Annotated in this window: 18 protein-coding genes; 6 read left to right on the top strand and 12 right to left on the bottom strand. The window is 57.4% G+C overall.

What is annotated here, in order from left to right; genetic code table 11:
* Positions 1-76: 76 nt before the first annotated feature.
* From murJ to MOMUL_RS11445, 10 genes are all read right to left on the bottom strand, one after another.
* Positions 77-1,678: a murein biosynthesis integral membrane protein MurJ gene (gene murJ / locus MOMUL_RS11490; protein WP_084785616.1), complete on the bottom strand. Its 1,602-nt coding sequence runs from the start codon at positions 1,676-1,678 to the stop codon at positions 77-79.
* 12 nt (positions 1,679-1,690) lie between these two features.
* Positions 1,691-2,794 (bottom strand): polysaccharide pyruvyl transferase CsaB, encoded by a 1,104-nt coding sequence (gene csaB / locus MOMUL_RS11485; RefSeq protein ID WP_062285069.1) that lies wholly within the window; start codon positions 2,792-2,794, stop codon positions 1,691-1,693.
* Entirely contained in the window at positions 2,782-4,692 is a 1,911-nt protein-coding gene (locus tag MOMUL_RS11480) for a DUF5693 family protein (RefSeq protein ID WP_062285067.1), read from the bottom strand. Before MOMUL_RS11480 ends, csaB begins: the two co-directional genes overlap by 13 nt.
* 142 nt (positions 4,693-4,834) lie before the next feature.
* Complete coding sequence (locus tag MOMUL_RS11475; protein WP_153018376.1) at positions 4,835-5,782, bottom strand: aminopeptidase; 948 nt, start codon at positions 5,780-5,782, stop codon at positions 4,835-4,837.
* A 13-nt stretch (positions 5,783-5,795) separates the two neighbouring features.
* A complete protein-coding gene (locus MOMUL_RS11470) occupies positions 5,796-6,467 on the bottom strand; it encodes an AroM family protein (protein ID WP_062285065.1) in 672 nt (223 codons plus the stop codon).
* Positions 6,468-6,621: 154 nt separating this feature from the next.
* Positions 6,622-7,557 (bottom strand): DUF1177 domain-containing protein, encoded by a 936-nt coding sequence (locus tag MOMUL_RS11465; protein WP_062285063.1) that lies wholly within the window; start codon positions 7,555-7,557, stop codon positions 6,622-6,624.
* Complete coding sequence (locus MOMUL_RS11460; protein WP_062285062.1) at positions 7,547-8,665, bottom strand: S-methyl thiohydantoin desulfurase family protein; 1,119 nt, start codon at positions 8,663-8,665, stop codon at positions 7,547-7,549. Before MOMUL_RS11460 ends, MOMUL_RS11465 begins: the two co-directional genes overlap by 11 nt.
* A gap of 19 nt (positions 8,666-8,684) precedes the next feature.
* On the bottom strand, positions 8,685-10,286 hold the full coding sequence (locus MOMUL_RS11455; RefSeq protein ID WP_062285060.1) for an OPT/YSL family transporter: 1,602 nt from the start codon (positions 10,284-10,286) through the stop codon (positions 8,685-8,687).
* An 18-nt stretch (positions 10,287-10,304) separates the two neighbouring features.
* Positions 10,305-10,940, bottom strand: a complete 636-nt coding sequence (locus tag MOMUL_RS11450; protein ID WP_062285058.1) for an aspartate/glutamate racemase family protein — start codon at positions 10,938-10,940, stop codon at positions 10,305-10,307.
* A 125-nt stretch (positions 10,941-11,065) separates the two neighbouring features.
* Positions 11,066-12,730: a PucR family transcriptional regulator gene (locus tag MOMUL_RS11445; protein WP_153018375.1), complete on the bottom strand. Its 1,665-nt coding sequence runs from the start codon at positions 12,728-12,730 to the stop codon at positions 11,066-11,068.
* A gap of 336 nt (positions 12,731-13,066) precedes the next feature.
* Here MOMUL_RS11445 and MOMUL_RS11440 point away from each other — a divergent pair, with 336 nt between their 5' ends.
* Both MOMUL_RS11440 and MOMUL_RS11435 read left to right on the top strand, forming a co-directional pair.
* Positions 13,067-13,300 (top strand): FmdB family zinc ribbon protein, encoded by a 234-nt coding sequence (locus tag MOMUL_RS11440; protein ID WP_062285055.1) that lies wholly within the window; start codon positions 13,067-13,069, stop codon positions 13,298-13,300.
* 119 nt (positions 13,301-13,419) lie between these two features.
* A complete protein-coding gene (locus MOMUL_RS11435) occupies positions 13,420-13,752 on the top strand; it encodes a hypothetical protein (protein WP_062285053.1) in 333 nt (110 codons plus the stop codon).
* Between the two features lie 109 nt (positions 13,753-13,861).
* On the opposite strand, the gene MOMUL_RS11430 is transcribed toward MOMUL_RS11435, so the two are convergent.
* Positions 13,862-14,083 (bottom strand): hypothetical protein, encoded by a 222-nt coding sequence (locus MOMUL_RS11430; RefSeq protein ID WP_062285051.1) that lies wholly within the window; start codon positions 14,081-14,083, stop codon positions 13,862-13,864.
* A 131-nt stretch (positions 14,084-14,214) separates the two neighbouring features.
* Here MOMUL_RS11430 and MOMUL_RS11425 point away from each other — a divergent pair, with 131 nt between their 5' ends.
* The 3 genes from MOMUL_RS11425 (at position 14,215) to ypeB (ending at position 16,611) form a co-directional block, all read left to right on the top strand.
* On the top strand, positions 14,215-14,625 hold the full coding sequence (locus MOMUL_RS11425) for a hypothetical protein (RefSeq protein WP_062285049.1): 411 nt from the start codon (positions 14,215-14,217) through the stop codon (positions 14,623-14,625).
* A gap of 90 nt (positions 14,626-14,715) precedes the next feature.
* A complete protein-coding gene (locus MOMUL_RS11420; RefSeq protein WP_062285047.1) occupies positions 14,716-15,207 on the top strand; it encodes a cell wall hydrolase in 492 nt (163 codons plus the stop codon).
* 24 nt (positions 15,208-15,231) lie between these two features.
* Complete coding sequence (gene ypeB, locus MOMUL_RS11415; protein WP_062285046.1) at positions 15,232-16,611, top strand: germination protein YpeB; 1,380 nt, start codon at positions 15,232-15,234, stop codon at positions 16,609-16,611.
* Positions 16,612-16,676: 65 nt separating this feature from the next.
* On the opposite strand, the gene MOMUL_RS11410 is transcribed toward ypeB, so the two are convergent.
* The gene (locus MOMUL_RS11410) at positions 16,677-17,618 is read right to left on the bottom strand and encodes a chymotrypsin family serine protease (protein WP_236713097.1); all 942 of its coding nucleotides are present in this window, start codon (positions 17,616-17,618) and stop codon (positions 16,677-16,679) included.
* 198 nt (positions 17,619-17,816) lie between these two features.
* Here MOMUL_RS11410 and MOMUL_RS11405 point away from each other — a divergent pair, with 198 nt between their 5' ends.
* Positions 17,817-18,968 carry a cysteine desulfurase family protein gene (locus MOMUL_RS11405; RefSeq protein WP_062285042.1) on the top strand — a complete coding sequence of 384 codons (1,152 nt, stop codon included), beginning with the start codon at positions 17,817-17,819 and terminating at the stop codon, positions 18,966-18,968.
* The last annotated feature ends 6 nt before the right edge of the window (positions 18,969-18,974 follow it).

The following is an 18,974-nucleotide window of genomic DNA, read 5'->3' as shown; positions in this document are numbered from 1 at the left end:
CACTTCTCTTTTAGGTCATTTGTTTTGGACAATATTACTGGTTTTATTCGCCATTTATCCCTGTATTCCTGCTTGTCTAAAAAACCCTTTGCAGCCGGCGGCGGAGCATGGCGCTGATGAAATTAACTTCTTCAACCCGTAATAGCCGGGCCAGGCCCCAGAAGATGAAAACCCCGGTGGCTATTAACCCGGTTAACCGGATTAGTAATCCCAGCAGGGGCTGTGACCAGGCAAAAACAGCCAGGCCCCTCCCGGCCAGCCAGACCAGCAGGCCCATGCCCAGGGCCGCCAGGCCGGTGCGCAACATAGTCCCCAGCAGGGTAACCGCCTTTAACTCCGGCAGGCGCCGGTACAGGGCCAGGTAAAGCATCAGGGCATAAAGGCTGGCTGCCAGGGAATTGGCCAGGGCCAGGCCGCCGTGCCCCAGGTACGGTACCAGCAGGTAGCTGAAAAGGATATTTAATGCCACGGAGAAAAGGCCAGTCGTTACCGGCACGCCTACATCCTGGAGGGCATAAAAGGCCCGGGTCAGGATGGGATGCATGGCCTGGGCCAGGAGGCCCAGGGAATAAAATAAAACCGCCACCGCCGTCATGGCCGTCGCCCGGGGATCAAAGGCCCCCCGCTGGAAGACCAGGCGTACCAGGGGTTCCCGCAGGGCTATCAGCCCGGCGGCCGCCGGCAGGATAGTCAGGGCCACCAGGCCCAGGCCCCGGTCCACCAGGTGGGCCATTTCCCGGCGTTCCTGCCGGGCCGCCTGCTCGGCCAGGGAAGGAAAAATAGCTGTGGTGACGCTGGCTACGAAGATACCCAGGGGTAAAGTTACCAGGCGATTACCAAAGTCCAGGGCCGTAATGCTTCCCGGTACCAGCTGGGAGGCAAAAAAGCGGTTCGTGGCCAGGTACAGCTGGACCACCGCCAGGCTTAGAGAAACCGGCAGCAGGTGGCGGCCGATTTGGCGGACTGCCGGGTGATGGGCCAGCAAGCGCCAGGTATAACGAAACTGCAAGCGCGGTAAGTCGGGAAGCTGGATTGCCATGTAGGCGACAAAACTTAAGACCGTCCCTACCGCCAGCCCGGTGATGCCAAAGGCTTGCCCGGCGAAGACAACCGTAGCAATAATCACCAGGTTGCTGACCGCCGGTGCCAGGGCCGGGGAAGTAAAGATATAGCCGGCGTTTAAAATGCCGCTGATGAGCATCCCTGTGCCCATAAAGGGGAGGGAGAGGAACATGATTCGTGTAAGTTTCACCGTCAGGTCATAAACAGGCGCCGCAAATCCCGGGGCCAGGACCTGGACGAGCCAGGGAGCCAGGCCGGCGCCGGCAACCGCCAGCAGGGCCATGATTAAAAACGTCCAGTTGCCGACGGCGCTGGCTACCGCCCAGCCCTGGTCGCGGTCATCCCGGACCAGGTAAGCAGTCACTACCGGCACCATCACCGTGACAAAGGCCATCCCCAGGATGGTTTGGAGAAAATAAGGGATGGTATAGGCTACCAGGTAAGCGTCGGTTGCCGGGCCGGCGCCAAAACGGGCGGCGATGCTGGCATCGCGGACAAAACCCAGCACCCGGCTCAACAGGTTCAAGAGCAGGACGATGCTCGCCGCCCTGGCCATGCGGGCCACCGGTGTCCCTGCCGGTACCCGGGCATACTTGCCGTTACTTTTTGTTGCCATTTTATCTGGCTGTCAGCCACCTATGGCTCCTTTCCTCAGGTACTCTACAACCAGGCGGGCGGTATCCAGGGCCCGGGGCCGCAGTTCGGCCGCTGCTGCCCTGACCTTCTGGCCGTGTTCCTCCCGGCGCGCCAGGGCCTCCTGGACTGCCGCCGTGAGGCTCATACAGGTTACTCCTGCTAGGGAACCTACGGCCGGCTGCTCCACCAGCCGGGCAAAGGCAGCCACTTTGGGATCGTAGGGCAGGGCCAGGAAGGGCACCCCCATGACTGCTGCCAGGATCAGGGCGTGGAGGCGCATGCCAATTAAAAATTGCAGCCGGCTCATCAGGCCCATAATGGTCGCCAGGTCCAAATTTTCCCTTAAAACTGCTGCCGGCTGATGCATCAGCCGGGCCACCTGGCGGCAGGCGTCGACATCGGCGGGAAAGTGGAAAGGTAAAAATAAAACCTGCCACCCGCCGGCCGCCAGGTCATCGGCCACCCTGGCCAGGGCCGGCCAGCAGTTCCCGGCCCCTGGCCAGGAGCGGACAGAAATACCAACAACCGGGCCAGCCAATCCCAACTCCTGCCATTTTTCCTGCCCGGGTTGTAAATCCAGGTTCTCCGGTTCCAGGCCCAGAACCGGGTCGGCCGTAACATAGACTGGCGGCCGTCTCACCCCGAGTTCCTCCAGGAGATGCCGGGACTCACTGTCCCGCAAGGTTATCAACTGGACGCTATTTAAGACCCTGCCGGCCAGCCGGCGGCTCCACGAGCGCTTTAAGGGTCCCAGGCCCTGGGCATAGACCACTACCGGCTTGCGCAGCAGCCGGGCCAGGACCACCACGCCCAGGTAGTAGAGAAGGCTCTTCCATCCGGTAACGTCCTGGAAGAGACTGCCACCGCCGCTGATAACCAGATCGGCCTGGCGCATGGCCCCGGCTACCGCCGCCAGCTGCCAGCGGTTTACCGCATCAACGTTCAGACTCGCTGCTGTTTGCTCCGGGCAGTGAGATAAAACAGTGATTTCCAAACCGGGGACAAAGGAACGCAGGGCCTGGACCATGCTGTAAAGGACGGCTTCATCCCCGGCGTTCTGGAAGCCATAATAGCCGGAGATAACTACCCTGGCCACGCCCTGTTCCTCCTTAAACTTGCCGCCCCCAGTCTTACGGCTATAACCAGCAGCAAACCAATCAGAAGCCCCAGCCACAGGCCGTTAAAGGTCCGTAATAACGAAATAAGGAAGGGGATGTGGATATGGGAGAAGGTGTTAACAAGGGAGATCTGCCCCACCAGGCCCAGGAGCCAGTAGAGCAAAAAGCGATGCCGGTAGCCAAGGCTCAAGCTTAAAAGCAAAAAGGGGTAACCGAGGAGGAACTCTTTGGTCCGCGGCCGGGCAAGTAAAACGTTCCCCAGAAAAGAGCGCATCTGCCCTTCAAAAGGTAACAGCCCCACCCCTTCATTACCGCTGCGGCTGAGGTAAAGAACACCGGCAGCGGCCACCACTGCAGCCAGGAGTACCAGTTTCACAGTGAGGCCGGTATCAAGCCAGTTCTGCACGGTAGCACCGGCCCGCCGTCCCTCCTGCCGGATAATCACGGCCGCCGTAAACAAAAACAAGGGAGCGACAAAGGCAATTTTAACGCCGCTGAATTCATTAATCTTTAAGATAAAGGTATTATCGGCCAGGATGGCAGCAATAGACAACGCCCCCAAGAAAGAGATCAAGGCTGTGCGCATGGTAACAGCTATCGCGGCCTTTAAACTGCGCGATAGCGGGGTCCAGGCCGTAAGCACGGCCAGGGTGGGAAAAATAATGGCCGCTCCCAGGGCCATTACCTTGCGGGCCATAAGCACCTGGTGATTCAGCCCCAGGGTCGCCGTCCAGATCACAAGGCCCAGGAAACCTAAAGCTAAACCCAGGCGGGGTAAACCAAACTCCATCATTAAAAGCACCCCGGCGGCCAGGACACCCAGGCCGGTTAAATACAGCCACAGGCGTGAAAAAGGAAAAGGTAAAAAGGGCTCCGCGCGGCCTATGGTCAGGCCGTCGTCCAGGATTACTTTTCTTAATTCCCCCACGTAACGGAGGTTATCTTCCAGCCAGTTTGTCGATCCCGGGGCAAACTTAAAACGGGCAATGAGGACGCGGATATTCCTTTCCCTGGCTGCCAGCTCCAGGCGCTCCAGGGCCGCCGCCGGGGTTAGACCGGCCATTTCATCCACACTGATACTGTGCACCCGGACGGCCCTTTTATCCAGAAGCATAACCAGCTGGCTGAGGCCCTGCTGCGGGGAAAATTCGATCAGGCCCACCGGGACTTTGAGCTGCTCTACCTGGGCCGCCAGGTTAGACAGGTAATGGGGATAACCGGGAAGGCTCTTATCATTGAAAAGCAAAGCCACGATGCTATCCTGGTAGGCCAGCAGGGGCCTTAAAGTGGCGGCCAGGGAAGCGGCGTTGGCGCCATACCACCACCGTACCTGGGGAACGAGCAACAGGCCCAGTTCCCGCGCCATGGCCATCTCCCGGTCCGGGAAGCCCAGGCCCACTTCCTTTAGCTCTGCCATGGAGAGGGGTATACCCAGGGCTATGAAGTCGCTGCCGGCCAGCACCTGCACCTCGCCGGGGATTTTATTTTCCAGCTGCAGTTCCAGGCGCTGCGCCAGTTCCCTGTCGCTGGTAAAAAGGTAGGTATACTCGGGGCGCACTTCTTTCTGCACTGCAGCCGGGAAGGATAGGACAGCCTCACTTCCCGGCCGGACCCAGACCTGCTGCTGGAGATCCTCTACGGTCTGCTCCTTAAAAAGGACAGCGTTGGCTCCCTGCTGCTGCAAACGGCTGAGAGTTTCCCTGGTAGTCAAACCACTCCACTGGGCTAATTTTTGCACCTGCTGGAAGTCAACCGCCAGGGTAACCGTCCGGTTGGCTTCTTCCAGGCGCACACGGTTCGTAATTACCACCCCGGCGGCCAGGGTAGCGATAATCAGCACCGCCCAGAGGACTGGCTGGTAACGCCAGCGCAACAAAAAAGATCCCTTCTTCCCTTGAGGTTACAAAAGGGATATATTCGCCACCCGGTGATTGAATCCTCCTGGAGAAGGCCGGCAACTTGTGGTTACATTATACTATAACCCGCCTGTCAAGGCGGGTTGCAAGGTTGGACAAACATTAAACTATGATTTTTCCTTGAGAAACGACCAGTTTCCCGTCCAGGTACAGGTCGGGAGCCATAATAACACCGTCAATATGCACCCCTGCCCTGACCGTGCCGCCAAAGGTCGTATTATTACCAAAGGCAAGATGAACGGTCCCGTATACCTTCTCGTCTTCTAATATGTTGCCTGAAACCCTGGCGCGGTCATTGGTGCCTATGCCCAGTTCGGCCACGTTTCTGGCTTCAGGAGCACTCCCCAATAGCTCCAGCAGCCGCTGCCCTTCCGGCCCCTGAGCAGCCGTTAAAATTCCCCGGCGAATAGTTACTCTGACAGGGCTCCGCAGCTGGCCGATACCAGCCACGGAACCGTCAATAATCGTTTCCCCTTCCGCGCTTCCCTCCAGGGGGGCGATGTATGCCTCGCCGGAAGGCAAATTACCCGCTTCACCCGGCCGGCGGTACAAGCCGGTACTGGCTATACCCCGGCGCCCGGCCAGGGAAAGCTGCAATTCCAGGCCATCTTTCACCAAAACGGCAGTCCTGGCTTCTGTAAGCAGCCGGGCAAGTTCTGTAGCCCGCCGGGCCACCTGTTCATAGTCGGCCGCCACCGCCCCGGCAAAAAACATATCCTCGGTAATACCGGGCATGGTAGCCACCCGCGCCCCGGCCTGGCAGGCCTTTATCCGGGCCTGGGTATGGGTTAAGGAATTCCTGGTAGGACAAATAACCACGTCGGCCCTGGCCATAGCCGCCGCCACGGGCGGGGGCGGCTCGGCTCCGGGCCTGTCCGTGGGAGGCATCTTGATAAGTGCCGCGAGGGCGCCGCTTTCTTCACCGGCCTGGAAAATCGCTTCGCCAATAGTGCTCGTTGCCGTATCGGTCACCACCAGCAAAGTTTCGCCCGGCTTTAAAGCCATATTGGTGCGCAAAAGCTCCCTGGCTACTGTTTTCAGGTCTTGCAAGCCGGCCGCCCCCTCAGGATAATAATTCCAAAATGAAACGCGCGGCAACCGTGCGCGGCAGTATGGTTGGAATGCCGGTACGCTTCTTGATTTCCTTTTTCATATCCACATTGAATCCCATGCAATCAAGGACAATCAATTCCGCCTGCCACTCCTGTAACCTGGCGGCTGCCTGCCAAATGGCCTCTACAGGTCCGTAGGGCGAAGCGGCTTCTACTGCCAGGTCGTTCCCCAGCCCGGCCCAGCGCACCCTGGCCTGCTCTACCTGGCCCGGATCAGGAACTATTATCCCCAGCCGTCGTCCAGCCGCGACGGCAGCGGTAAAATGCCGCAGGATTAGCTGGGGCTGCAGAATCAACCGCTGGCAGGAAAAAGGAGGAAATTCCCCTGTGCACAGCAATAAGACAGCCTCGGCGCCCTCCGCAACCACCTCGTCAATCCGGGCCTGCATTAACGGTAAGATATGATGCTCGGCAATCTTTACCGGAGTGCCGTCCCGCAACCTGGTCACCAGGACGTAATCCCCCGGTCCCGGCGCCAGGGCTGCTATTTCTTCATGGCTTAAGCCGTCAAGGGCTCCCGCTTCTATTATTTCTATTCTGTCCCCAAGAATTGCCTCTATTTCCGGTACGACATCGACGCGGGGCGACTGCCCGATGGTAATAGCGCCTACTTTTCGTCCCATTCCAGGACCCCTCCCTTGCCCTTTTTCCAGGCACAGGCCCGGTGCCGGTAATACCCTGCGGCTCCGGGCGCATGCTCTACCAGTCTTGCTGTACTGCCACAGGTCTTTTCAACTACCCTCCGGGACGGTAACCCGTTAATTGCGCGAGCATACTTTAGCTTTTACCCAGGGTCTGCAGGTGGTCCATGGGGCCGTAAAGGGCCTTCAGGCGCTCAAATTCTTCCTCATCGTAGAGGCGGCACTTACCCTGGCCAAAGGCCTTGGCCACTTCGATACAGAAGCGAACGGCAGCCTCGATATCTACCAGGTGACTCGCGCCGGTGGCGCAGCCCGGGACCGGCACTTCGGCTGTAATGGCCACCCCCACTACCGGCGCCGCCGTGGCTACGCAAGGTTGCAAAATGCTGTTCAGGTGATAAAGGCCGTTGCCGTAGGGCGTAATGTCCTGGGTAGTAACCGGGAAGACTACCGGTAACTTGCCGGTTACAATCTGCATCAGGTCAAGCAGGTCTTCACTAACCCGCAGGATATACCCCTCTTTAACCGTCGGCGAGATAGCGAAACCGCGGTGATTGATAACCCGGTTGCCTTTGGTTGTATCAATGGAAAGAATGGCGTCCATGGCCGGGTCGATTTCATGGCGGTTCATTGCGGCAATGTCAACCGGCGAATCCATGAAGGGCACTGGATCATGAGGCCTGGTCGGCGCATTGGGGCAGATATGGGTAGCAATAATCACATCCCCGGCCAGTATATCCCCCTTCTTCTGCATAGCCCCCAGTTTCAAGGCGATAGCTACCGCAGCCAGGGCGCCGTCACCGTCGGACACAAAACCTATCCTTTCCGGCCTGGCGCCGAGGCCACCCAGCCGGCCGATTATCCCCAGGGTCGGCGCGCTGCCGCCTTTAACCTTACCATTGCTCCCCGGTACCTTGACCTTGATAAAGTCCGTAGAGCCCTTGGCGCCGGCAATCCGCTTTACCTCTACGTCTTCCAGGCCGGCCTTTTTAAGTAAGCCGGCCACCTCATAACCGTCAACATAAGCGCTATCAAGGAGTTCATATACTTCCATTACCTGCTTAAAAGCCATCCTGTTGCACCTCTCCTCCAGCGAATACGTATTTGATTACTTTTTTACCGGTAGCCTTTTCTACTACATGAAAAAGGGCAGGGTCCTTCATGCCGCTTCCCAGAATCAGTTCGTCACGGTGGACGTGCAAAATGGCTATCTCCTGCCCTTCCTGCACTTCTGCCGAAGACAGGGGCAGGCCGCTATTGAGGTCCATAGTTGCCAGCAGGTCTGGAAAAGTGCCTTTCCTTTCGCTATCTATTTCCAGGGTGATATATTCGTTCCAGAAGGTGAGTTCCGCCAGCTGCCGTTCGCTCTGGACTACCACTTTACCAACATCAAACCCGCCGGTGGTCTCCAGGCTGACGGCGGCTACTTTGCCGGTAAAAACGACGGCACCGCCTAGAACTTCCGCTGCCGCTTCGATTGCCGGCAGGGGGCCCTGAGCGCGATTGGCCAGGATGGCTCTGCCCACAGCGATACACCTGCCAATGGCGCCGGGGGCAGCATTTTCCTTCGCATACCCTGCCGTAACCGGATTCCTGGCTACGGCCACCAGCCCGCCGGCTTGTATTGAAGCCTCCCTGACCATACTGGCGGTTGCCTCCAGGGAACCGCTGGCAAAAACCTCAATATAGCTATTGGTTTGGGGATTGCCGCCGGCTGCCACCTGCCGGGAGATATACCCGGAAACTTTATGCAGGCCCATGGAGCCCATGACCCCGGTGGGATGGGCCCTGCCGTTACAGGGGGCATCGATCACGGGTATGCCCAGGGCCGCGGCCTGCAGCCACCCGTTGACGCTGGCCAGGCCGCCACATTCGTTGGTAATTAAACCGTGAATCTTCTCCCCTGTATATTTGCTGAACAGCTCCACGGTACGTATATAATGCACCGGTTTGACAAAGGCCGTCTTGGCCGCCGGCGCTCCAACAGCCGAAACGGTAAGCAGCACGGCGTCGTCAGGAAGGGCCTCAATTGGTATTAATACGGGGGTGCCCAGTTCTAGAGCCAGGCGGGCGGCCTGGCGTCCCAGCTCCATGGAACCGCCACCGCCGCCCCCCAGAACAGCCCCGCCCAGCACAGCCGCTTCCATAACTTCGTAATCTAGCGTCATCTTCAGGTCCATTGCCGGGTCCCCCCCCTCATTACTTCCATTTAGCCTTGAATACCGAGTTGAAGAAGCCATAGAGGGCATCGCCGGCGATAAAACCGGCGGCCAGAATGGTCATGGGCGTTTCGGCTTCCTGGCCCATAAACTTGAGGACCAGGACGCGGATAATAATGCCGGCCAGCACGGCATAACCCGCCAGAGGATTGAGGATTAAGAGACCGGTAGCTAACATTATCCCTATCTGTCTTTCGGAGCCGCCCAGGGCCTGGATGAGGGCTCCGGGAATGGCCCACAGCGCCAGGTTTTTGATGATAGCAGCGTCTACGCCCGCCTTAATGGTAGCCGCATACACCCGGTCGACGGGAGGGAACAAATCCTGGCGGAAATATATATCATGGAACAAGGTGACCATTACCCAGGCCACCGCCAGCCCTACCAGGCCGGCCAAGAACTGCTGCCAGCGCCCTTCCAGCTCAAAGTCGCGGTTACGTCCCTCACCCCTCAAGATCCAGCCGGCCTTCAAATCATAGCCGGCGTCGGCAAAGGCCGGTCCCCCCGAGGCGACAAATCCCACCAGCAGGGCCAGGGCCGGGGCCGGGAACCCCAGGGCCATACCTAGAACGAGAAAAATCAGTGCCGTAGCAAAAGCCGGGAACCAGCCGGCGTGCATGGCGGAAAGGCCAACGATGAATTCCGCCAGGATACAGGAAACGGCAGCAAAGATGGCCCAGAAAACAAGCTGCCAGGCCGGCATTTCCGTGTAGAGGCCGCCCAGGAAGGCCAAAATAAGGGCGGCAGCTATATAAAGGCCAAAACCGCGAACTAAACCTTTACTGACCTGTTTTTCGCTCCGGGTGTAATCGCCGGGGGCAGCAGCGCTTGCAGGCCCCGTTCCTTCTTTTCTTCCCTTAAGGAGAATGATGAGGATCTGGATGCCTGCCACCAGGCCAGCACCGATCATCATCCCGTGGGGAATATAGAGCTTGTTGATATCCACGCCAAAAAGGGTGGTAGAATAACCCCTGAGCAGCAGGCCAATGCCAAACATGGCCAGGGCCCAGACATTGCCGATAAAGGCCACGCCAAAAGCGGACATGGAAACCTTGAAGTAGGAGCCGATAACACCGATGATAGTCCCCCAGACCAGGAGCCAGGCCCTCCTGCCGCCTTCGTCGCCGGCGTAGATGGCTTCGGCTGCAGCCACTCCGGGCGGCCAGGCCGCTTTGCCGGGGAAAACACGGGAATCGAAGAACCAGTACAACATGGCCAGGTCAATAAGCATGCCCATGGTCGCACCAATCAGCATCGGGACAACCAGGTCGGGCCGGCCAAACAGGTAAGGAATACCTATCGGAAGCAGCAAAGAATTGGCCGCACCAAAGGTAGCGCTGGAGATATTCGATTGGACCAGATTCTGGCGGTGAATGGATCGGTATCTGGCCAGCCACCCTGCCGGAATCCGGGACAGGGCAATAGCCACCAGCACGCCGATAATGGAAGTATTCGGGGTCACCCCAAGGGTTGTTAATATTTGCAGGCCAATAATTGCACCGATAACCGAAAGAATAATATTTAAAATAAGAACGACGGGTTCAAAAGCTCGGGGATGTTTTTCTGTTAACAATTTTTGTTCCATAATTTCCCTTCTCCCTTGCTAATTTTGTAAAGTATACCTGGCAACCACTCCGCCGGCTTCCACGGCATCCACAATCCTTACCCCCAGGCGTCCTCTGAGTTCCCCGGCCAGGCCGATGGTAGAGTAACCCGTGCAGGCGAAAACAATGACGTCGGCCCCTTTACTAACCAGTTCCCCGGCAGCCTTAACGGCTTTTTCTTTACCCGCCGGGGTCAGCAGATTCCTGGTATTTTTCACCCCCTCCGGCCTGGCTTCGGCAACCATGTGGGCGCCGAGGACGGCAGCTACCGCCGCCGGAGTAGCCTCGGTCAGGTTTAATACGCCAATCCTCCTGCCAAGGGCCAGTGCTACGGCCGCGGCCGCTGAACCGGCACCAATAACAGGTATTTTGCATTCTGCCCGCACCTCTTGCAGGGCCGGGTCGGCCGCACAGCTTATAAAGATCGCCTTAGCCCCTTCTTCCTCCGCCTGGCGGGCCAGGCGCACTATCTTGGGGACGGCAATTCTTTCAGTTTCTTCATTATATATGCCCTCGGGCTGGTCAGGTATACAGTAGCTCCGGGTCGGCAGCCCGTATTTTGCCGTGATTATGCGCCCATGGGCATTCAGTAAATTTTCGTCCTGGGTAGTGAGGACACGAATAACTGCCAGCACGTTAAAGCCTCCTCGATAATGCTCAACATAATACCTGATGCGAGATTATATAAAAATAACCGCCTGGTATCTATGGCCAAGCGGTATGAATATAGCGGGTTCATTTTTATGCAACCAGCACAATTTTATTTTTCAGATTTGAGGAGTGCCCGGGCCTTGAGGGCCAGCCAGAGGGCAAGCCTTTCGTCAGGCGAATCCAGGTCACGCCCGAGAAGTTCTTCAATTCGCTGCAAGCGGTAACGCAAGGTATTGCGGTGGACGTACAGCTTTTCGGCTGAAGCCATTACGTTTCCCTGAGACTCGAGATAAACGCGTAAAGTTTCCAGCAGGACCTCACGGTTTTTGACTTCCGGGCGATCCAGCGGTCCCAGGAGCGAGTGGTAAAACCTGGCCAGGGCCTGGCCCGATTGCCCCAAAACATGGTATAATTCTACATCCTCCCAGAACGCTATGGCGCCTCTTCCTTTGATAAGCCTGGCCGTCCTTATGGCGTTGCGCGCCTCCTGGTAGCGCTTGCTGATATCCATAGGGTCCTGGGCTACAGAGCTTATACCCACGGAAACAGTTACGCCGTTCAACTCCCTGCCAATTTGCTGTTGAATTTTCATAGCCAGTTCCTGGAGCTTAATTCTTAATTTGCTCCAGCCCTCCCTGGCTTGCCCTTCCTCCGCTGACGCCGGTAAGATGGCTACAACGCTGTCGCTGCGCTGGACCGTTAAAACCCGCCGTTCGAAGGCCGCAAGGCAGAAATTTACTGCCCGGTGAAAATTGCGTTTTAGCTTTTCAGCGTTTGTTTCATAGGCTCCGGGCCGGTACAAGAGATAACCGCTAAAATCATCTATGTCGATGGCCATGATCACCTTGGGTTCCTCTAGAAAAATACCCAGGGCTTCAGCCCGGCTGACGGCCAGCTCGCGATGGCGAAAGGCCCCGGCTATCAGGTCCTCCAGTAGATCACGTCGCAGGCTCCGCTGGACTTCGGCCACAGCTTCTTCCTTGACCATTTGCAGGGCAGTTACCGTCACGGCATGCTCCAGGGCGATATGGTTTAGTTCGCTCAAGGGCGTTTGCCCTTCTACCATTACGTAGCCATAACGCCGGCCCCTAACGTCAACGGGAGAGGCAAAATACCGCCGCCGTGTCCCTTTGTACCAGAGGGCTACTTCTACCGCTTTTGGCGTCAAATTGAGCCGTTTGGCTTCTTCAGGCGGCAGTTGAAAGGTTTCCGAAGATGGGCCCTTACCCGCCTCTGCCAGAGGCTTGAATTCCTCATTGCAAATAACTACTTCCCGCTCCACCAGGGCGGCCAGGGCTGTGGCTACGGCCTGGAGATTGCTGGCCTCCAGGGCCACCTGGGTAAGTCTACGGTGGACTTTCTCCGAATACTCAAGCTGCCTTGCCTGTTCATTGACAATGGCCGCCATCAGTGGATTGGTGATATCCACATACGGGACGTCATCAGGCACACTCAATAAGGGCAGCTTTAACTCGCCGGCCAGGCGGCACATTTCCTCCGGAACAGCGCCGATAAACCGCCCGAATTTCATGGCCAGGCCGGCTCCACCCGCCCTTGCCAGCTCCCGTAAAAGATTCAACTGCGCTTCCAGGTCGTTCTTTAATGCATATCCTGTTGTAATAATAAATTCGTTGGGCCTGAGCCACCCGCGCGGATCGGGTATCTCCAGGATATCTACAAATTTAATAACATTATCTAGCCCTGCTTCGCCAGCCACCAGGGTAGCCCTCTGCAGGCCTCCCAGCTTTAAAGCCTCTCTGACGGTTATGCCCATAAAGCTCCACTCCATATTCCTCCAGGAAAAATATAATCAGGCAGCAAATATCAGGCCGGAAATGCTCTTAACAGTTCTTCTATAATGATAACATAAAAGCAGTTCCAGGAACAAAAAACGAAAGGGTCATCCCTGCCCGTTGGTTACTCGCTGTTCTGTTTTTTGGATGACCGGGCCGCCATGGTAGGCAAAAGGTTCCTGGCCCGCCGGGCTTTTTACCGCCGGAAGTTACTGTAACCCCCCACCCAGGTACCCCGGAGGTCTATCTTGACAAATCGGGCTTCCTGGCGTATAACCAATGCTGGAACCATATACAGACAAGCGGAGGTGGTAACGATGCCTATCTACGAATACAAATGTGCCAAATGCGGGGTATTTGAAAAGGAGCAGCGCATTACCGCCCCTCCCCTGGAAAAATGCCCCACCTGCGGCGGGCCTGTACACCGGCTGATCGGGCATAATATCAGCGTAATCTACAAGGCCGGCGGTTTCTATACCACCGAAAACCGCAGCCAGGAATATAAGGATAAGGCTAAAGAGGAAACGAAGACGGAAAGCAAGGCCAGCTAAGACCGGGGCCGGCCCCCTGAGGGGGACCGGCCCTTAAATCTGGCACATACCCTGGACCCGTTTAGCCCGTGCTTTTCTCTCCCCTATTACATATACTGGCAGCAAAGGAGGTGCCTCCCTTGCTGCCAGAATGCCCGCTGAATACCGATGAGGTTGAACTCCACGTAGATAATGCCGTCATCCGGATAATCCGCCGCCTGACTTACGACCTGCCCCACGAAGTCTCCGCCTTTATCCCCAGGGCTGAAATCCGCCGCCGCCGATACGAAAACGGCCAGCTGGCCTGGGAAGAAGAGGTAATCTTAAATAGCCTGACCGTCGTCCACTCCCCCCTGCGCCCCCCCACCGGCGAAAGGCCGCCGGCTGCCGGGCCTGGCCCCGGGACACCTGCTGCTTCTCCCGGAAATCCAGGGAGCTCCGGGCCAGCCCGCGTCCACCTGAGTTATTCTTAACCAGGCATCCTGGAGAGGTGCCGGGCCCGGGGAAGCTGCCGGTGGACAGCAGCAATAAAATTAGAATTAAAAAAAGAGAGAAAGGGTCCCGCCCTCTCTGGTTATCATCTCATTTATCACCCGGTTTTTTAACCTTTGCTTTCTGCACTGCCATTTTGTACTCCTGGCGTAAACTCTGTAATTTTTCCTGGACCCGCCGGGCCTGTTCACTGGCTAAAATCTCGAGCAGCGTTTCGGCCACTTCGGTACACTGGAGAGCCCGGCTGCTCATATAAGGTTTCAGGCTCTGGATAACGGCCAGGAGATTGGGATCGACAATATGATCGGCCATCTCGCTCCCTCCCATTTCAGTTTAAAAAGAGAAAAGCAATCCTCTATAGTTAAAAATATGCAACCAAAAGAGGGTTGGTGCAGCGCTGCTTCCCCTCCCGGTAGCATATATTTAAAAGGGAGGTGGCTACGGTGGAAAAAACCGATCTGGTTGAAGTCCTGCTCCAACTACTGGGCCCCCAGCAACAACAGGCCTTAAACTTTAATGAGCTGGCCGGACTGTTAGGCCTGGTCGATCTGCTGGGTATCTTAAATCTCCTGCATGGTAACGTCACTACACCGGCAAAGGCCGGGGCCGGCAACGCCATCCAGGAAGCTTTAAATGCCGTCCTGGGCCAGGGAGGTGGCGGGAATGTCAAAGCACCGGCCGAGCTGGCCGGCCTGCTGGGCAAAAACCCGGCTTTGCTCACCAGCCTCATGAATTTGCTCATGAGTGCCAAGGAAAGTAAGGCCGCTAAAGAAAAAGAAGCCCAGGAAACAACTCCTACAGAGGAGAATCCCCCGCCCCAGCATAGCCGCAGTAGCCGTTTCCGCAGCAGCTAAAAGAGCGCTTAATAGCGCTCTTTTTTACGTATAAGGTCCCGGCTACCTATCCACACTAAGGTTTGAATAAGAAAACAAGGAGGAAAATCTATGGATCCTTACCGCCGCCGTTTAATCATACCTGCTATTCTAGTTGTTATCTTAATCGGCGCTGCCCTGTGGCAGTTTTATTACCAGGGACAGGCTCCCCGGGCCCTCCCTACCCAGGCCGGGGTACCGGTAGCCGTCGGTGATGAAATTAACCTCCTGGCGCGGTTAATCGCCGCCGAAGCAGGTGCGGAACCCTACGAGGGCCAGGTGGCCGTAGGGGCCGTCGTCTTGAACCGGGTGCGCAGCCCCCTTTTCCCTGCCAGCATCAGCGGCGTAATTTACGAGCCCTGGGCCTTTGAAAGTGTTAGCAACGGCCTTATCTGGCAGGTCACCGACCTGGCTTCACCCACCCGGGCTGCCGCCGACGCCTTGAATGGCTGGGACCCCACCTACGGCGCCCTTTTCTTCTGGAACCCGGCCAAACCCGTCAGCCCCTGGATCTGGACCAGGGCCATTATTACCCAGATCGGCAGCCACGTCTTCGCCCGTTAAACCCGGAAAAGGATGGTGTTTAATTTGACACGCAAGATTTCCACCATTGTCCTTACCCTGGCCCTGCTCCTGGCCATTGGTTGGGGCCTGTGGGAAAGGGCCAACCGTTTAACCCTGGCCAACGCCGTGGAGGCCGGCGGCCAGCGTGACTTTTATAACCTCTTGAATTACGTAGAACAGGCCCAGGTCAGTATGGGTAAATCCCTGGCCAGCAGTTCTCCCCGCCAGCAGGCCGTCCACCTGACGGAAGCCTGGAACCAGGCGGCTGCCGCCCAGCTGTCCTTAAGCCAATTGCCTACCCCGGGCATTAAACCAATCAATACCAGTAAATTCCTGGCCCAGACCAGTGACTACAGCAACTACCTGGCGCAAAAGCTGGCCCGGGGTGGGGAACTGAGTTCCCAGGAAAGAGACCAATTGGCCAGGTTAAGGGATGAAATGAAGCGGTTGGCCGGGGACCTCCGCCAGACAGAAGCCCAGGTGGCCAGCAAGGGTCTGCGCTGGAGCAGTTTCTACAGCACGCGCATGCCGGCGCCTTTAAGGACCATTGCCAATCTAGCCGTTCCCGTCCAGGCCCAGCCCGGACCCCTGGACGGTTTTGTTAACACTGATCGTCGCCTGCAAACCCTGCCCAGCCTTAATTATGACGGTCCCTTCTCCGACCACCTGGAAAAACCGCGTCCCCTCGGCCTTAAAGGTGGTGACGTCTCCCAGGCCGAAGCCGAACGCCGGGCCACAGCCTTTGCCAACGACGCCAGTAACAGCAATTACCGCGTCCAGGCCACCCGGACCAGCAACGGTCTCCTGCCCACCTTTGCCCTTAATTTACTGGACAACCGGCGTCCCAATGTCATGGTGCACGTTGATATCAGCAAACAGGGCGGGGAAGTCATTTCCCTCCTCAACAACCGGCCGGTGGGCGCTCCTACCCTCGACGCCGCTAAAGCCCTGGAACGGGCCACGGCTTTCTTAAAGGCCCACGGCTTTGCCAATATGCAGCCCACTTATACCGTACGCACCGATAATAACCAGGTGATTACCTTCGCCGCCAAAGAAGGTGATGTCATCCTTTATCCCGACCAAGTAAAGGTCAAGGTAGCCCTGGACAACGGCGAAATTACCGGCTGGGACGCGACACCCTACTATATGTCCCACCACAGGCGCCAGTTGCCCACACCAAAGCTAACCCCGGCCGAGGCCCGGGCCAAAATTAACCCCGGGCTCAAGGTGGAAGGCGTCCGGCCGGCCCTGATTCCCCTGCCCGGGGGGATAGAAAAGCTCACCTATGAAGTTACAACCAAACTCGACGATACCCGTTACCTCACCTATATCAACGCCGTCACGGGTGAAGAAGAAAAGGTGCTGCAAATAGTTGACGTACCCGGCGGCCAGCTGACCATGTAGCATAAATTTAACCCCGGCCCAGGAGCCATGGAGGCTTGAGCCGGGGAAAGCAGTGAACTATGGAACTAGAATTCAATTTCCAGTTGCTCCAGGACATTTTGAATGCGATTGCCGACAGAAGTCTGATCTGAACCGGCAAAGAGAAGGCCGACGGCGTAATTTTCGTTGTCCAGGATGAGGGAGCCGCTGTCCCCCGGCTGGGCAAGGGGGCCGGTAACGAACTGGTCGCTAAACATGCCGGTTAACCCTTCTTCCAGGAGTACCTTGACGGTGGCCTGGAGAACCTTAATGGTGGAGCGGGTGATGCCACTGGAACGCCCGCTCTTTACTACTTCCATGCCCAGTTCGGGCTCCCGGACGCCCTTCACCGGCCCCAGGTCCAGGATTTCCGTCTGGATAACATCTTTACTGACCGGCCGGGCCACGGCGCAATCAACAATATTGGTGGCCGCTGTCAGCTTTTGCATCCTGACCTGGTAATTGGGACGTACCAGGTGCACAAGGCGGTTGAGTATTTCCTGGAAACGCAAAGCTCGACTGCAGGTAACCTCCTGAACGACAGGATAAATAGGTACAAAGCGTTCCAGGTAGCCGATTACCTGGTCCCCGGTGCCGCCGTCATAGGGACCGGGCTGGAGGATGGGATCGCCGATGCTGGCCCGGCCGTCGCGGCCGCTTGTAATGTTGGCCAGGATATGGTTATTGGAAAGGATGAGGGGTTCCCCCGTCTGCCGGTCTTTCACCACCGCCCCGAAGGTACCGGCGGTAATTTTATAGTGGCCGATACTCATCCCCGGCCGGGCCGGCCGCTGGTACTCGGTACGGCCCAGGAGCCGCAGTTCCCCTACCTCCAGGACATCGGTGTCCGCTTCATCCAGTACCCGGGGTATCCTGGCCCCCCGCTGTAATCTAGCAACCGGTAATTTCTCCTTAACTAGGACTACTACTGCCGGCTTCCTGGTTATCTCGCCCCGGACGCTCTTAAATCCCTTCCCTACACCCACCACGTTAGGCAAACTCAAAAGGTCCTCCCGGTACCTCGATAGGGCTCTTTCTACCCTTTGCATGAGCGCCACTCCTCAAAGGTGACGATTTTAATTTACAATATGCTTGCACCCCCGGAGTGGTGCCACGGCCTTTAAGTCGCGACCATTTGTTGTATAATACTAGGAGAAACAGCCTTTGCCAAGGGAGGCTTTGCAGCCTTGCAGCCAGCCATCTACCTGGATAACAGCGCTACCACACCCGTCCTGCCCGGCATCGCGGCTGTAATGCATAAAATGCTGGTGGAAAATTACGGTAACCCCTCTTCCCTCCACGGCCTGGGTATTGCCGCTGAAAAGGCCCTGGCTCACGCCCGCCGCCAGGTAGCCGGCCTGATAGGTGCCCGTCCGGCTGAGATCTACTTTACCTCCGGCGGCACCGAAGCCAATAATTGGGCCGTATGGGGTATCAGCCGCGCCCGCCGGCGCCAGGGTAAACACATCATCACCACGGCCGTCGAACACTCCTCCCTGCTGGCCGCCTGCCGGCGGCTGGAGGCCGAGGGTTACGAGGTTACCTACCTCCCGGTGGACTCCCGGGGCGTCATTCGTCCGGCCGATCTGGAAGCCGCCTTGAGGGAAGATACTATCCTGGTAAGCGTTATGAGCGTTAACAATGAGACGGGCGCCTTACAGCCTGTTGGGGAGGTTGCCCGCCTGGTCCACAGCAAAAGCCGGGCCGTCCTGCACGTCGACCACATCCAGGGTTACGGCAAAATTCCCCTTAACTGCCAGAAAGTTGGTATTGACCTGCTGTCCCTGAGCGCCCACAAAATCCACGGGCCCAAAGGTACAGGTGCCCTATATATAAAGGAAGGGCTGCGCCTGGAGCCTTTACTCGTTGGCGGTGAGCAGGAAGCCGGCCGGCGGGCGGGGACGGAAAATACGGCGGGTATTGCTGCCTTTGGCCTGGCAGCCGAGCTTGCTGCCGCTCACATGGAGGAACGGGTGGCCAGAATGCGGGAAATAAAAATCGAGCTGGCTACGAGGCTCTTGGAATCCATCCCCGGCGCGCGAATTAACGGGCCCCCTCCGGAGGAAGGCGCCCCCCATATTTTGAATGTCTCCTTCCCCGGCGTCCGGGCGGAAGTCCTGGTCCACATGCTGGAGCAAAGGGGCGTCTACGTCTCCACCGGTTCGGCCTGCCACTCCCGCAAGCAGGAGGCCAGCCACGTCCTCAAAGCCCTGCACCTGGAACGCTGGCGCCTGGAAGGAGCCATCCGCATCAGCCTGGGGGCCCTAAATACTCCTGATGAAGTTACCCCTGCGGTCGAAGCTATAAAGGAATGTGTAACGGAACTGTGGGCTTTGTAGGAAAAA

Origin of the sequence: Moorella mulderi DSM 14980, from assembly GCF_001594015.1 — a bacterium.
Lineage (GTDB): Bacteria > Bacillota > DSM-521 > Neomoorellales > Neomoorellaceae > Neomoorella > Neomoorella mulderi.
This window is presented reverse-complemented; position numbering and strand designations above follow the sequence as displayed.

Bases quoted from the DNA above. Each gene is read 5' to 3' on its own strand.
- murJ (WP_084785616.1), bottom strand. From the start codon at position 1,678: ATGGCAACAAAAAGTAACGGCAAGTATGCCCGGGTACCGGCAGGGACA.
- MOMUL_RS11470 (WP_062285065.1), bottom strand. From the start codon at position 6,467: ATGGGACGAAAAGTAGGCGCTATTACCATCGGGCAGTCGCCCCGCGTC.
- MOMUL_RS11465 (WP_062285063.1), bottom strand. From the start codon at position 7,557: ATGGCTTTTAAGCAGGTAATGGAAGTATATGAACTCCTTGATAGCGCT.
- MOMUL_RS11460 (WP_062285062.1), bottom strand. From the start codon at position 8,665: ATGGACCTGAAGATGACGCTAGATTACGAAGTTATGGAAGCGGCTGTG.
- MOMUL_RS11455 (WP_062285060.1), bottom strand. From the start codon at position 10,286: ATGGAACAAAAATTGTTAACAGAAAAACATCCCCGAGCTTTTGAACCC.
- MOMUL_RS11445 (WP_153018375.1), bottom strand. From the start codon at position 12,730: ATGGGCATAACCGTCAGAGAGGCTTTAAAGCTGGGAGGCCTGCAGAGG.
- MOMUL_RS11440 (WP_062285055.1), top strand. From the start codon at position 13,067: ATGCCTATCTACGAATACAAATGTGCCAAATGCGGGGTATTTGAAAAG.
- MOMUL_RS11430 (WP_062285051.1), bottom strand. From the start codon at position 14,083: ATGGCCGATCATATTGTCGATCCCAATCTCCTGGCCGTTATCCAGAGC.
- MOMUL_RS11420 (WP_062285047.1), top strand. From the start codon at position 14,716: ATGGATCCTTACCGCCGCCGTTTAATCATACCTGCTATTCTAGTTGTT.